This is a genomic window from Paenibacillus sp. FSL R5-0345 (assembly GCF_000758585.1).
Classification (GTDB): Bacteria; Bacillota; Bacilli; order Paenibacillales; family Paenibacillaceae; genus Paenibacillus_AQ.
Genome location: NZ_CP009281.1, coordinates 726,134 through 741,343, shown reverse-complemented (window position 1 = coordinate 741,343; position 15,210 = coordinate 726,134). Strand labels below are relative to the sequence as shown.

The following is a 15,210-nucleotide window of genomic DNA, read 5'->3' as shown; positions in this document are numbered from 1 at the left end:
GCCGAATCCACTCTTCCATTACTCATTTCAATCTAATCAATAAGCCCCGACTTCTGCAACAGCCGCTGAATAAGAACTGCCACTTCCGCACGGGTGACATTAGCCTTTGCCTCCAGCTTATTGTCGCCACGGCCGCTGATTAAGCCAGCTTTGGCGGCAAGCGCCAGACTGTCCTTAGCCCAGATGCCTATGTTGCCTGCATCTGTAAAGGCAGCAAGTACACTTGTTGCATCCACTGTTCCAGTCTGGTCCCCAAGGCCGGTTAACTTCATCGCTTTAGCGATAATGTTCATGGCCTGCTCGCGAGTGATTGGAGCATTCGGCTGGAATGTCCCATCCTCAAAACCGGTGATCAGACCGTACTCAGATGCCGTTTCAACCGCTCCTGCATACCAGCTATTCACTGGCACATCCGCAAACGCAGTCTTTCCTTCTCCAAGCTTCAGTCCCAGACCGCGTACGATGATCGCCGCGAACTCTGCCCGGGTGATATCTGCATTCGGGTTAAAGGTCGTTTTGTTCACTCCATTAATTACTAGACGAGATCCCATATCGTTCACTGAGTCCTTCGCCCAATGATTCTCCACATCCGCAAAAGTCAGCGGATGCCAGATCACCGAATACGAGCTGTTCGTCACACTCTTAATAACTGCGTAGTATTTGCCGTCCTTCAGAGCGAATCTGGTCGGCACATGGCGCACTGTGCCATCTGGCTCCACAACGACTCCAGTCGTAATCCGATTCGGATCAATACCACCTGGAAGTGCCACTATCCGCTCTACGTAAGCATTGAACTGACTCACTTCCACTGTCGATGTACCGTAAGTAGCGGTAACAGTGAAATCTAGTGACGGTGCAATGAGTGTGAAGCCACCACTACTTGCAGCACCCGCCACTACCTGGTTCATGGATGGTGAGGATTCGCTGATCGTAATCTTCAGTGTGATATCTTCCAGCTTCAAGCCGCTTCCAAGTTTTTTAGCTATCGCATCAATATTGATTTCGTCGGCTGGCAAAGTATAAGTACCTTTGCTTGTCTGAAACACTAGGGTAGCCGATGCGTTCTCCATGTTCTTAATTATTTGACCGTTTAACTCAGCGACGATGATGTTGGAATCCAGCGTCACAGGAACGGTCACCACCGCCCCATTACCTTCCGCGTCCAGCTTCGCTTGGAGTTTAGCTGGGTCGACGACGATAATAGTTGTTGCCACGTTTCCTAAGGCAGTTGTTGTTGCTTTGCCCGCGTTCTCTTCCTTACCGTTAACTAGTACGATCACATCGGTAACAACTGTGTTCGCATTACCAGGGGTTGTTCCGCTATTCGAGTTGCTTCCGGATCCTGGGCTGACCGGATCAGTACCAGGTGTTACGGGATCAGCCGCCACAGCTGCTGTTGCACTACCGTATTTCACCACCTTGCCGTCAGCATCTACCTCTGCAATCCCAATCGTATCCCCATTGGCCGCAGGAACCAATCCATCACTGCTTACAAGCGTGTATCCATTCAGGACATCTCCCACATTTGGTACGACGACGCTACCAGCGCCAAAGTTCTTATAAAAGAGCTTATGTCCATCAGCCAATGTAGGCGTAACAGTGATTTGTGTATAGCCGTTATTTGCCGAGCCACTTGGATCGATGGCGATCACGTTCAAGCCACCGGCAGGGTTAAGCATATTAATTGTAAAGGTCAACCTGGTTGCCGGTCCCGCCGGAACGGACCCGCTAGCTACCACCCGTACCTTAAAAATGTGCTCACCACTCAAGTCCGGTAAGTTGGTTCCGTCGTACCGTACGTATGGTCCGTCGTCCACTGAAAATTCCATACTCGTGTCCAGACCAACAATCGTATTGTTCAGATCATCAGCCGTGACTTCAGGCGCGGACGGGATGACCGCATTCGAGTCATGAACAGTAATCTGAGCGGCAATAGAAGCGAATGCTGTTGCCGTTGCCTTTTCCCGAACATAATACGTGTCCGGCGCAAGGTCAGTAATCATTGTGTCTGTAACTTCTCTCCAAAGACCAGTGCTGCCTATTTTGTATTCCATTTGGACTGTCAGATTCTGAATGGTGCCGTTATTAGCTCCATTGTACGTTACATCCGTAACAGTCACTCCTACCGGAGCCGCTGCACGAGATGGAATGCTTAACGTCTGTACCGCACTGTCCGTTGTTGTTGAACCGTCACCTTTCTTAAGGATGCTCAGTGAGGTTCCCAACCAACTGCTATCTATTTCCAGCTTGCCATCTACTGACACCGTAATCGCTGTATCGTTTACCATGTATGAGCCACTTGGCGTCAGGCCTGCCAACTGTTCAGTAGCATAGTCGATGACGGCTACTGGTGTCGCTTCTGGCATTTTCGTGAATGCCGATACCGTCACTTGCACCGAAGCCGAGGTAAATGAAGTCGCTGTTGCTTTCGTCCGCACATAATACGTGTCAGGAGTAAGTCCCGTCACGCTTGTACCCGGTACATCTGTCCATGCACCTGCGGTGCCTTTTTTGTATTCCATCGCACTAGTAACATTGATGAGCGTTCCATCGTTTGTGTTCATTCCCGTTTCACCCGTTGCTGTCACACCAGTCGGCGCCACTAAACGGGACGGAATGCTTAGCGTCTGTGCCGCACTATCCGTTGTCGTCGAGCTGTTGCCCTTCTTCACGATGCTTAGCGATGTCCCTATCCAACTACTATTAATGTCCAGCTTACCATCTGCTGTCGCCGTAACCGCTGAACCATTTACCGTGTACAAGCCACTTGGCGTCAAGCCTGTCAACTGCTCTGCCGCATAGTCAATGATGGCTGTCGGTGTTGCTTCCGGCGTTGGCACGAACGTAGCTACCGTCACGCTCTTCGCTTCTGAAGCAAATGCTGTCAAAGTCGCTTTCGTCCGGACATAATACGTATCAGGAGTAAGCCCTGTTACGGTTGTGCCTGACACATCCGTCCATGCCCCTGCTGTGCCCTTCTTGTATTCCATCGCGGTTGTTACGTTCGTCAATTTGCCATCGTTGGCATTTATCGCCGTTTCATCCGTCACCGTTACACCAGTCGGCACCCCTGCACGGGACGGAATGCTTAACGTCTGCGCCGCACTATCCGTTGTCGTCGAGCCATTGCCTTTCTGCACAATACTCAGCGACGTTCCCAACCAACTGCCACCAATTGCTAATTTGCCATCTGTTGTTGCTGTTACCAAATCCCCGTTTACTGTGTACGAGCCATTCGGCGTGAGGCCTGTCAGTTGTTCAGTCGAATAATCAATAACGGCTGCGGGCACCACTTCCGGTGTTGCCACAAAAGCAACCACCGCCATCTGCACTGAAGCTGACGCAAATGCCGTTGCCGTCGCTTTTGTCCGCACATGGTACGTGTCTGGAGTTAGTTCCGTTACGGTTACACCCGTCACATCCTTCCACGCACCTGCCATACCCTTCTTGTATTCCATCGCGGTTGTCACGTTCGTCAATGTACCATTGTTAGCATTTATCGCCGTTTCGTCCGTCGCCGTAATACCTATCGGCGCCACTGGACGGATCGGAATGCTCAGCGTCTGCGCTGCGCTATCCGTAGTCGTCGAACTGTTCCCCTTCTTCACAAGGCTCAGTGATGTTCCCAGCCAACTGCTATCAATAGCTAATTTGCCATCAGCTGTCGCTGTTACCAAAGCCCCGTTTACTGTGTACGAGCCACTTGACGTCAAGCCTGACAACTGCTCTGCCGCATAATCAATGGTCGCTATCGGTGTTGCTTCCGGCGTTGGCACAAAAGTAGCCACCGTAACATTCTGCGCTTCTGAAGCAAATGCCGTCGCCGTTGCTTTCGTCCGCACATAATACGTGTCCGGAACAAGTTCCGTTACGGTTACACCTCCTACATTCGTCCATGCACCTGCTGTACCCTTCTTGTATTCCATCGCGGTTGTCACCTTCGTCAATGTACCATTGTTAGCACTGATCGCCGTTTCATCCGTCGCTATCACACCAGTCGGCGCCTCTGCACGTGACGGAATGCTTAGCGTCTGCGCCGCGCTATCCAATGTCGTCGAGGCATTGCCTTTTTTCACGATGCTCAGCGACGTTCCCAACCAACCACTGTTAATGGTCAGCTTACCATCTGTTGTCGCTGTTACTGCCGTACCGTTCACCGTGTATGAGCCGCTTGGCGCCAGACCAGTTAACTGCTCTGCTGTATAATCAATGATGGCTGCTGGTGTCGCTTCCGGTGTTGCCACGAACGCAGCCACCGTCACGCTCTTCGCTTCTGACGCAAACGCCGTCACCGTCGCTTTTGTCCGGACATAGTACATGTCCGGATCAAGTCCCGTTACGGTCGCACTTGAAATATTCGTCCAAGTACCCGCTACACCCTTCTTGTACTCCATCGCAGTTGTTACGTTAGTCAATGTACCATCGTTAGTACTTATCGCCGTTTCATTCGTCGCCGTTACACTAGTCGGCGCTCCTGGACGGGTTGGAATAATCAGCGTTTGTGCCGGGCTATCCGTTGTCGTCGAGCCATCGCCTTTCTTCACGATACTCACTGACGTTCCAAACCAGCTGATGTCTATAGCCAGCTTACCCTCTGCTGTCGCCGTTACCGCCGTACCGTTGTTAACCGAGTACGCGCTGTTTGGCGTCAGTCCGGTCAGTTGCTCAGCAGCATAGTCAATGATGGCTGCCGGTGCCGGAGCTCCTGTCTCAAATAATTTTGCAGTTATTCTATAATGATCAGCATCCGTATTATCGGTTGTCACCAAGACAAGATTGTCGCCAAAGGTGGGATACAATCGGAAGCTTGGATAATATTCCACAGCGTATATCCAAGTGGCTTCATTGAAACCCTGCATAGCCACCGGAGCGGAATCCACCGGCTGATCCGATGTAAAGACCAGTTTACCGTCATTGTCATAATAATTCAGGTAAGCATACTGCGTTCCCGACCATTCTTTAAAGTTGTTGTACGCATCATTGATGGCATTGGTAGAAGTAGGGTCCGTACTTACAGTTACGAATCCCGGATTTGCACCATCCCTATAAATAGCAGCCGAAGATTCACCTAGATAGCCGCTTACTGTAAAATCACCCTTACTCGTACCGTTCTTATCATATAAAGAAACCGTTGATGTGCCATTTCTATAGTTATATTGGCTAAACATAAAATTGCCGTTGTTCAACGTAGACAGAAACAGCTGTTTTTCATCCGTTCTTAATCCTTTATCAATCGTGTTCAACAGAGTCCCATTATTACTGAATATTTTCAGCTTAATAGTATCCGTCTGGGGTCCTACTCCCGAATTGTAAGCAACCATATATACGCCGTCTCCAGCGGATACATAAGACATGCTCGCATTATGGTTAACCAATAGCGTTTCACTCGAGACCGGGGCTCCCGTAACAGAAAAGACACGTGTAGCAGTGCTAATATTGTCGTTTCGTTGCCAGGAAAAAGCTATATTGCCGTCAGACAATTCCGTTATAGAGACAAAGCGTGTGAGTGCCGGGGTACTGGCAGCAGAGTATGTATTAATCTGCGTCTGGCCAACTACCTTTTGTCCTGACTGGTCTAGCACCATGAAATAGGCGTTGGGGTTATTCTCCCTAACAGTCCCCAATTGCAAATTGTTTGCTCCGCTGTCGCTTTTATTGTAAGTAATCAGAATATTGCCATTACTTAGCGCAAGCATGTTCACATCAATCATCTGGTAGTAGGTATCCATTAAGTTGCTTAGAGGAAAATCCGCTTTAGGAGCTCCCGTGCTGTCAAAAACCTTCAAAGAATAAGTATAAACGTAGGAATTGCCTTGATAAGCGAATGTGTTCAACACTACTGCGGTACTTCCGTCAGGAAGAACATCAACATCAGAAACATTCTTACCCGAGGCGTTTGTAACTGGAGGCTGAATGGGAAAGTCCACCGTTTGGGTGAATGAGGGTATGGCCGCGTATGCCCGGAGTGAAATCATCGGTAGCAGTCCAATGACTAATATAAAAGCCAATCCAATCTTGCCTAACTTTTTTAACATTGCTTTCCTCCTTGTCGAATGACGATTCATATAATTGTTAACGCTTCCGTAATTACAGTTAATACAGAAAAGCAGATTTCCATCCTATTATATCGACATTTCTTAGAAAATAGTTTATTTTTCGACAAAAAAATACGCTAAATCACGAATTTAATATGACTTTAGTCATATATATATTTGTGATCAAAGAAAAAAACCATAGATTCGCACATTAAAAAAGCCCTCTCTGTCTATTAAACAGATTAGGCCGTCACGTTTTGAATTCCTCATCCTGATTGCCGATGGAAAAAACGATCTATGATCATAGTTCTAGTTAATACAAAAAAAACCGAGAAAGGCACTTTATTTAAAAGTGTCTATTTCTCGGTTAGAGTTTTTTCATCCGTTACGTTAACTAGCTAGATTGCCCTTCCATCGCTCTAATAGATTCATCAACCTTTACCATCATGGAACATTCGACTCTTTTGCGGAAGACGTCACAGCTGAAGTCATAGGTTCCGACGAGGGAACCCGTCGCGTGCAGTGCATTGGCAGGACAACCACCGCTGCAGTAGAGTTTAGCCCAGCAGTCCTTGCATTCCGGCTTCGAGTAGCAGTTGCTCTCTTGGAATTGACATTGCAGCTCAGGTTGTGTGATCCCATCCCAGAGGTTTCCCATGCTGTATTCTTCATCCCCGACGAACTGGTGACAAGGAAAAAGCTCTCCCCAAGGGGTGACGGCAAGATATTCGGTTCCTGAACCACAGCCAGTAATTCTCTTCTGGATGCAAGGCCCTTCTGAGAGGTCAAGCATGTAGTGATAAAAGGTAAACCCCTTGCCTTGTTCACCGCGACCGATCATTTCCTTGGCGAGAATTTCGTACTGGTTGTATATCTCCGGCAGGTCCTCCTCGGTAAGTGCATAGGGCTCCTTTGGATCACAGATGACTGGTTCCATAGAGATCTTGTCAAAACCAAGGTCTGCGATATGAAATATATCGTTGGTGAAATCGACATTGTTACGAGTGTAAGTTCCTCGAACATAGTACTCTTGGTCCCCGCGCTTACGAACGAATTCCTTGAACTTCGGAACAATATGATCGTAGCTGCCTTTTCCGTTAACCGTTTGGCGAAGTCGGTCATGAACCTCTTTTCTTCCATCCAGGCTTAATACGACATTGTACATTTCCTGATTTAAAAACTCGGTGACCTCATCGTTCAGCAGCATTCCGTTCGTCGTGAAGGTGAAGCGGAACTTCTTTTTGTATTCTTGTTCTTTGCTTCTTGCATAAGCTACGATCTGTTTAACCACTTTCCAGGCCAAAAGCGGTTCCCCGCCGAAAAAGTCGATGTCCAGGTTTCGATGATGACCCGAATTTTCAAGCAGGTAATCGATAGCTTTTTGTCCAACCTCATAGCTCATGATTGCTCGATCTCCGTTGTATTTCCCTTGGCTAGCGAAGCAATAATCGCATGACAAATTACAGGTATGCGCAACATTGAGGCAGAGTGCCTTAACATAAGTTTTCCGTTTTTTTAAATCGAGCGAGAGGTTCTCATACTCATCTTTTGTAAAGAGCTGTCCATCATTTTTAAGTTCCTCGATATCCGCGATGGTTTCTCGAATGTCGCTCTCAGAAATGCTGGAATCATCTTTATATTTATCCAACAGCGTTGCCACGATTTTTTCGGCAGAAGTTTTCTCATAATCCGCTATAATTTCATATGCTAGGTCATCAACAACATGCACCGAGCCACTATAGGTATCGAGCACGATATTGTATCCGTTTAGTTTATATTGATGAATCATACTTACTAATCAAGCTCCTTTTGCACACAAGTAGAAACGGCTTTGCCATCCTGTAGCGGAAGCGTCCATTTCTTAAAAATAGCCGCCCATCAGCAGAGCAATGGGCGGTAAAATTCCGAATCCTATCTGTTCATTGCATTTTCACACTTCTGGTTTGCAACGCCGCAGGAAGTTTTACAAGCGGATTGGCAAGATGTCTGGCATGCGCCGCATCCGCCGTGTTTTGCGGTATCCATCAGTTTGCGGGTGCTCAGTGTTACGATTCTTTTCACGATAAATAACTCCTTCTGTAATTTCTTGTGATCACTTTCACTTAATTTCCATGGAACATCGTAGCAACCTCACGCAAATACGTCTATGATTCCCGTCACCTAGCAGAGCAGAGAGGGCTTAAACATAAGCATCAACGTTAATTTTCGTGCAGTCTTTCATGCTCGTGATCGTAGGATCCCATAGCGGGAACCAGAGTCAGAGCAATGCTAAAAAAGTGACCAAAGAAACAAAAAAGAGACGGCAATGATGCCATCTCTTCAATAACGATTTTTCCTCATACTTGTCCGTAAAGTCCAATAAATATAAGGATTTCATAACACTGTATCCTTCCTTACCAGTAGAGCGACACTCTCCGATTCCATATGCACCATATGCGAACATCCCTCTCATTATCATGGCTATTGTTATGGTGGGAAGAAGTCGCGTAGAATTAGGGATTTTTGTAGAGAGTGTTTCTTGAATATTCAATGAAGTTATTTATTGTTATAATATACTACGCCTTAGTTCATAAAAATATTGCACAATTGGATGCTTTAACTTCATCTTCTCGCTCATGTTTAAAATTCGCTTTTTCCCAACTCGTCTGTCCACTAAAGCTAGAATATTCAATAAGATATCGTCGCTTTCTAAGCTCTCCTCTATGGAAATAGATAAATACTTAGTAGCTATAACAATAAAGTTCGATTTACTTAATGATGTCTGTGCTGACAAAAGCTCCTTTGCAACTTCTGATATTTTTCTGCTTCTTGCAATGACTATTAGCCGATCCTCCGGGATGATCCCCTTACTATCTTTTCTAACCGCTTCAATGTCTTCATGGTTGATAGGAATTTGAAGATCTGAATCATTCTTAATCTCCTGCTCCGTCTGATACCATCTAATTGAGCTAGTTCTATCATTCATATTAAGTACGTTCTTTTTATCTACCGAAATATAACAATTCCCTGATTTATCAGGTAAATAACGGTAACTACTTGCGCGATATTCAACCCTGCCGTATAACGCAGGACAGAGAAAACTCTCCAGTTGTTGCTTCAATTTGCTCCAGGACATGTATCCTCCTATGTTTTATGTTATAAATACCTGTTGAGGCAGTCGTTCTATTATACAATACATAATACAATCCCACTAAAACCTGAATAATATCTTGATATAATCTAATCCTCTATTTGTCACGTCTACATAGAAACAAGCCGATTAGGTATAGACCCCGTGGTCTGGCACCTAATCGGCTTGTTATGTTACGCCTCAAACATTTTCACTTCGGTTATAAGTCTTCCTCGGACAGATAATTCGATAACCGGTACAGGAAGTTTCAGCGCGGGTCGTATTGCTACTTGGATGGATTATTTCTCCATTACTTATCGTGACCTTTACCCGGGTTTTCTTTTGAGTATTCAAAGGTCACTTTTACAGGCTCACTCATATAGCCAGTCGATAGATACGCCTCATTGGTTCCCTTTAAATTACCTGTAAGTTTGAATGTGAATTGGAAGCTTCCCGCGACTGTACTCTTCGTCTCATCTTCAAGATGAACCTTGCCTTTTGGATCAAGCACCTTCAACTTCACATTTGTAAGGACGCCATTCATCAGCAATCCATCAATCGTTACTTTTTTCGCTTCCTCGTCAACCTTTACTTGTATGCCCTCAATGCCCTTCACGTCTACAGCGCTCGAGAGGTTATAGACACCAAACTCGTAGATGGAATATCCGTAATCGGTTGCTCTTTTTATGCCTTGTAACTTCATGTATCTTGCCTTGACCGGGTTGAACTGAATCGTTTCTTTGCCATCATGTGCGGTAATAATTCCGTCATTTGGCATGACATTGATCCAGTTCTGCTTATCGTTCGACACAAGAAGTTTGTATTTATCAGCACGAGCATATTCCCAATCGATTCGAACCGTATCCATTTCCTTCACTTCATCGAGATCGACCAGGAACCAAGTATTGTCCACGTATTCGCTCGCCCATCTTGAAGCAGGGAATCCATCGACGGCTTTAGCCGGTGCATAATTCGCATTATTGCCTTCGGTCGACGAAGCTTCTACCGTTTTATTCTGCGCCAAATTGCCTATTAGGTAATAGACGCTTTCCTTCAGCGTATTGTACGCCTCATCTTTTATCGTACCCGCTTTCTTGAATTCATCCAGCTTTGCGTTAAAGCCTTGGAGATACTTGGTGACTTGCACTTCATCTTTCCCTTCATAGCGCTTCATCATTTCCAAATAGTTGTTCAAAGAACGCACCGTTGCAGAATTCGTAAATTGCTTCGCTTGTTCGAAGCGGTCGACTAACGCTTTCATACCAGATGCATTCGTCGTTGCTTCGATAACATATGACTTTGTCACCATACGCCCCGCCGTAACGGTAATGTTAAGCTCATGCTTGCCAAGCTTGCCTGCAAGCGGAATAACGGTACCCGCTGTATAAGGCTTGCCGTCATACGTAGCCGTCACTTTCGTCAGACCATCATCCGTTCTAAGCTTCCATGTAAAGGATACGGATTCTGAATCGGGCAGCTTCATCCCGCTCTGGAACGGCTTGCCGTTTATCTGCACGTCTACCTCGGAAGGCGGAGCCTCGTTGACCTGATACGTTCCTTTAACAAATTGATATAGCCAGTCGTAAAGAACGCGTGTCGCTGGATCTTTACTTACCGCGGTGTTATAGACTGCATTGTTGCCTTGGTAATACGATTTGAAGCCATCCTTCATAAGCCCTGTCTTCGCACCGCTGTTCAAGTAATCGATATACCGCTCGCGGAACACGCCGTCCGTCAACATCCGATCATCGAACTCGAGTTCATTGGACATGCCATACTGCTTCGCCAGATTCGCAGAATCCTCCAAGCGTTCGATATCCGTCGGCTCGAAGAAGTAGTTCGGTTGGATCGTCACCGCATCGAAGCCGACATCCTTCCACATGAACGCTTTATAAGCGAAGAAGTGCGGAATCCAGAAGAACTTCAGGTCCTTGCCGCTAATTTGCATGTCATGCAGGGTGCTGCTCACCGAACGGATCAGATCCGGTCCGGATTGGCTTGTGCTGATTTGCTCTTCGAACCAGTACATACCTACAAGCTCGAGGTTAGCGTAACCTTTTGCTTCCCATCTCGATTTGACTTGCTGCAGCCACCATTGAACTGCTTTTTCACGGTTCGCAAGGGCTTTCTCTTTGCCAACGGAATCATTGAAGTTCAGCGATTCTCCACCTTGTTCAATAGCTCCGAAATTAGTGATCGATTCACCTGGATCCGGAATCATGAGGACAACCTTTTCCTTCACGCCAGACTCGTTCAGCGCATCGGATACTTCCTTAGCCGCTGCGTTTAACGCATCCATATCACCGCCTACCGCAAAGGTCTTATCCAGATACCATTGCCAATCTTCCAGATAAGCCCGCCCGCCGAAATCACGACCTGGATTTGGAGAGTTAATGCCAAGATACAGGACGCCGTCGAAGAGTCGATCCTTAATCTTGCCGTCCTTATCGACATAACTAATGTTCGGAATGATCCGTTCTTTTGTCCAGATGCCTAAGTCATTCGCATATTGCCCGTTATACAAAAGTCCAAGATGCTCTATACCCGCTGTCGCTTCGCCTGCCGCCAAGAATTTCGGCGTATGCGTTGGAACAGTTACGGCTCCGGCAACTTTGCCCTCTTCACCGAGGATTTCAATCTCATCCACGAAGGTCATTGCACGCGTATGCATTGTGAATGTTACTTTCACGTACCGAGCATACGCGATTTTCGCATCTGGGCCGATCGCTTTAATACCGTCCTTGTTGCCATCCCACACATAGGTCTCCGTGTATTTACCATCATTCCACAGCTTCTGCGTGGCATTGTCTTTGAGCAGTCCCCAGTTCACCTTGTCATCGGAGACGTACATCGATACCGTGAGTGGCACGAGTACATTGTTCGTTGGCCAATCTTCGAGGAAATTGGCTTTAATACCCGTGAGTGATTTCTTCGCCCCCAAATCAAACACAACTTCGCGTGTCTTACCCAAATGATGTCCAGCCCATGCTACGTCGGATCTATTGCTTGCCCCATATATACCATCCGTAAGTTTGTTGCCTTCATCCGGATTTGAAGCTTCCGGCTCTTGCGACCACTCATAAGATAAGCCCGCTGCAAGATTGTGATAAACCGCCCCATACACTGACGCAATAACACCCTCCGTACCCGCTCCCGGTAGGTCTGATGGATTCGTCACCTCGACCGGATCGGCTTCGCCCGGCGGGTTCACTGGTGTCTGTTCCTCTGTCTGTGTAGGCGGCAGCGCCTCTTCCGCTTGCGCGATCGGCATCATCGTTACGATCATGATCGCAACCATGACGAGAGCTACCCATTGTCTACTCCTCTTCATATCGTACGAACTCCCTTCTGATTCTTGAGTCAAGAAACATCAATCTCCTAAATGGTATGCGCTTCCATTTCAGCTTACCTCGATGCTCTTTCCTCCCTTCCGAGATTCCGACACGCCATAGAAGCTTATAACATATGTCAATGTCCTTATAGTAACATTATGAAAAGTGGCCCTTCTTTCAAATAGATAATTAATGACATCGGGTATACACTTGTTGACATGAAGGCCTTCAACTGTCCTCTAAGCAATCCTCCAAATAAAAAACGCAACCCTCTCGAGGTTGCGTCGTGTTTATATATGGTGGCGCCTAATTGCTGCGGCGTTCTACTAACTTGATGCCCTATCCATAACCGAACGGATGCTTTTTGTACTCTAAGGGGCTTGAGCCGACTCTATTTTTGAACACACGACTAAAATAGTACTGGCTCTTATACCCTACCTTCACGGCCAGATCCCCGATTTTGATATTCGGCATTACGTCATCCAGAATCTCCTTCGCCTTCGATATCCGAAGCTCGGTGACATAGTCAAGGAATGAAGCACCGATTTCTTGCTTCATACGCTTGCTAAGATAGGTTTGGTTGATATGAAATAGCGCTGCTACTCGAGTAATAGACAGCTCCGGATCCTGATAATGACTGTCAATATACTCGGTCACTTTTTGGATAAGCACTGTTCCATCCCCTGTATACCCGGGAAGCCCCAGCTCCTTATCCACCCTGCTTTCATGTGAATGCAAGGGATATTTTGCTTGAAGATGCTCATCGATCCGATGAAGCAGCTTGTTCAGATCACTCTTCGGCACAGGTTTTAATACATAATCGAATGCTTGCAGTTGCACGGCTTGACGCGCATATTCAAAGTTATCGTAGCCGCTGATGATGACAACCAGAACCGACGGGCAGCGTTCGCGCAATATATTTATAAGATCGAGCCCATTCATATTCGGCATGTTGATGTCCACAAGACATACATGTGGTGGGGCTTCCTCCACCATATTCAATGCTTCGTTTGCACTTTTCGCTTCTCCTGCAACTTCAAAAAGATACGAACTCTCCTCAATGTATTGTCGCAAGCCTTTGCGAATGATCGTTTCATCATCGACGATGACAATCTTCCACATCTTCATTCCACTCCCCGTCCAAAGGTATTCGAATGACCATAACGGTAATTCCATCTTCGCTCTTCACTGCAAGGCCATATGGCACCCCGTAAGCTAGTCGAATGCGATGGTTTACACTGTATAGCCCAAAGCCTGTGGCAGAACGATCATATTTATCATCAAGAAGGGCTTGATTCATCTGTTCAAGCTTCTCTTCAGGAATCATAACCCCATTATTTTCAACCTTAATGACCAAATAATCGACCTGTTTATATGCTGTAATCGAAATTTTGCATTTTTGATCCCCAAGTGGCTTAATCCCGTGATAAATCGCATTTTCCACCAACGGCTGCAGCATGAAGCGAACGACTTGGCACTGAGCAAGCTTTTCATCATATCGAAGCTCGTAGTCCAGAATCTCCTCATATCGCACGCCTTGAATATGAAGATAACTCTCGACATGGTACAACTCTTGATCAAGCAGAATGTAGGGACTGCCTGTGCCAAGCCCTAATCGGAAATACGCGCTAAGCGCTTCCACCATCTCCACCACATTGTCTGCTCCATGTTCCATTGCCATCCACTGGATCGTATCCAATGTGTTATATAAAAAGTGCGGCTTGATCTGCTCATGAATCAGTCTGAGTTCCATCTCCTTTCGGTCCTGCTCCACAGCGTATAATTGAACAAGCATGTCATTGAAGCTTCGCCCAAGATCGCCGATCTCATCCGAGCGCGTAACATCTGCTCGTATGGTTTGGTTGCCGTTCTGCACATTTTCCATTACCTGGCGAAGCGACTGAATTGGACGAATAATGGAAGAAGCAAGCAGCATCAGAAAGACAATAAACGCACTACCGATAAGAACGCCTACCAGCAATGCGGTCCGCTGTGTTTTGATCACCGCTAGCGATAGACTTGAATTCGGTACTTCGAGTACGAGCTTCCAGCCTTCCACATTTTGAATTGGAGCCTCAAATACACTCATGTTCTTCTTATCTGCTGCATCCTCCGCTCCATCTCCTTCCCCCAGCTCTCTGCAATCGATGATAAGCTGGCCTGACTGGTCATATAGCATTACATCTTGAGCAATCTCCTTCATCTTCTTAACGGAGACGGCTGCGGCAATATAAGCTACCTCATCATTCACTGATGGATTCAAGCGATAGAGAATGACGACGATTTCGGCTGCATTCGCTTTGGATACGATCGGATTGCTCACCACATAATTGGAATCTGAATTCAGCAGTTTTCGATAGTAGGGTCGGTTTAGTATCGAAAAAGGCTTGTCCTTTGCTGACCAGGAATTTCCGTGAATATCCACCACTCGTATGGATTCGTACTCTACTTGCTTCTTCGCCTCGAACTTATCGATCTCTTGCAGCAATTCATCTCGTGTCCAATGATGGTCCGAAGCTAGAGAAGCAAGCATGTCTATCTCACCGATGCGCTGATTAAACCAATAATCGATCTGGTCGCTGCGTGCATTAACCACTTGCTGCGTTAAGTTCTTATTCAAAGGGACAACCGTATGGTTCATCTCCAAATATATTGTTACAAGTAATGCAATGAACAGCAGCAAGAAGCAGCTTCCTGCAATTAACGTAATTTTTAAGTGAATTGATCTCATTGT

The 15,210-nt window shown here is 46.6% G+C and carries 7 protein-coding genes; all 7 read right to left on the bottom strand.

The window, feature by feature from the left end:
* Window positions 1-32 precede the first annotated feature (32 nt).
* Window positions 33-6,035 (bottom strand): S-layer homology domain-containing protein, encoded by a 6,003-nt coding sequence (locus R50345_RS03310; protein WP_042124083.1) that lies wholly within the window; start codon window positions 6,033-6,035, stop codon window positions 33-35.
* 394 nt (window positions 6,036-6,429) lie between these two features.
* On the bottom strand, window positions 6,430-7,824 hold the full coding sequence (scfB, locus tag R50345_RS03305) for a thioether cross-link-forming SCIFF peptide maturase (protein WP_042124081.1): 1,395 nt from the start codon (window positions 7,822-7,824) through the stop codon (window positions 6,430-6,432).
* 122 nt (window positions 7,825-7,946) lie between these two features.
* On the bottom strand, window positions 7,947-8,096 hold the full coding sequence (gene scfA / locus R50345_RS30635; RefSeq protein WP_076098734.1) for a six-cysteine ranthipeptide SCIFF: 150 nt from the start codon (window positions 8,094-8,096) through the stop codon (window positions 7,947-7,949).
* Between the two features lie 484 nt (window positions 8,097-8,580).
* On the bottom strand, window positions 8,581-9,150 hold the full coding sequence (locus R50345_RS03300) for an SF0329 family protein (protein WP_042124078.1): 570 nt from the start codon (window positions 9,148-9,150) through the stop codon (window positions 8,581-8,583).
* 304 nt (window positions 9,151-9,454) lie between these two features.
* On the bottom strand, window positions 9,455-12,475 hold the full coding sequence (locus tag R50345_RS30080; protein ID WP_156114714.1) for a DUF4855 domain-containing protein: 3,021 nt from the start codon (window positions 12,473-12,475) through the stop codon (window positions 9,455-9,457).
* 340 nt (window positions 12,476-12,815) lie between these two features.
* On the bottom strand, window positions 12,816-13,598 hold the full coding sequence (locus R50345_RS03290) for a response regulator transcription factor (RefSeq protein ID WP_042124076.1): 783 nt from the start codon (window positions 13,596-13,598) through the stop codon (window positions 12,816-12,818).
* On the bottom strand, window positions 13,573-15,207 hold the full coding sequence (locus R50345_RS30075; protein ID WP_197069741.1) for a sensor histidine kinase: 1,635 nt from the start codon (window positions 15,205-15,207) through the stop codon (window positions 13,573-13,575). Before R50345_RS30075 ends, R50345_RS03290 begins: the two co-directional genes overlap by 26 nt.
* Window positions 15,208-15,210 lie beyond the last annotated feature (3 nt).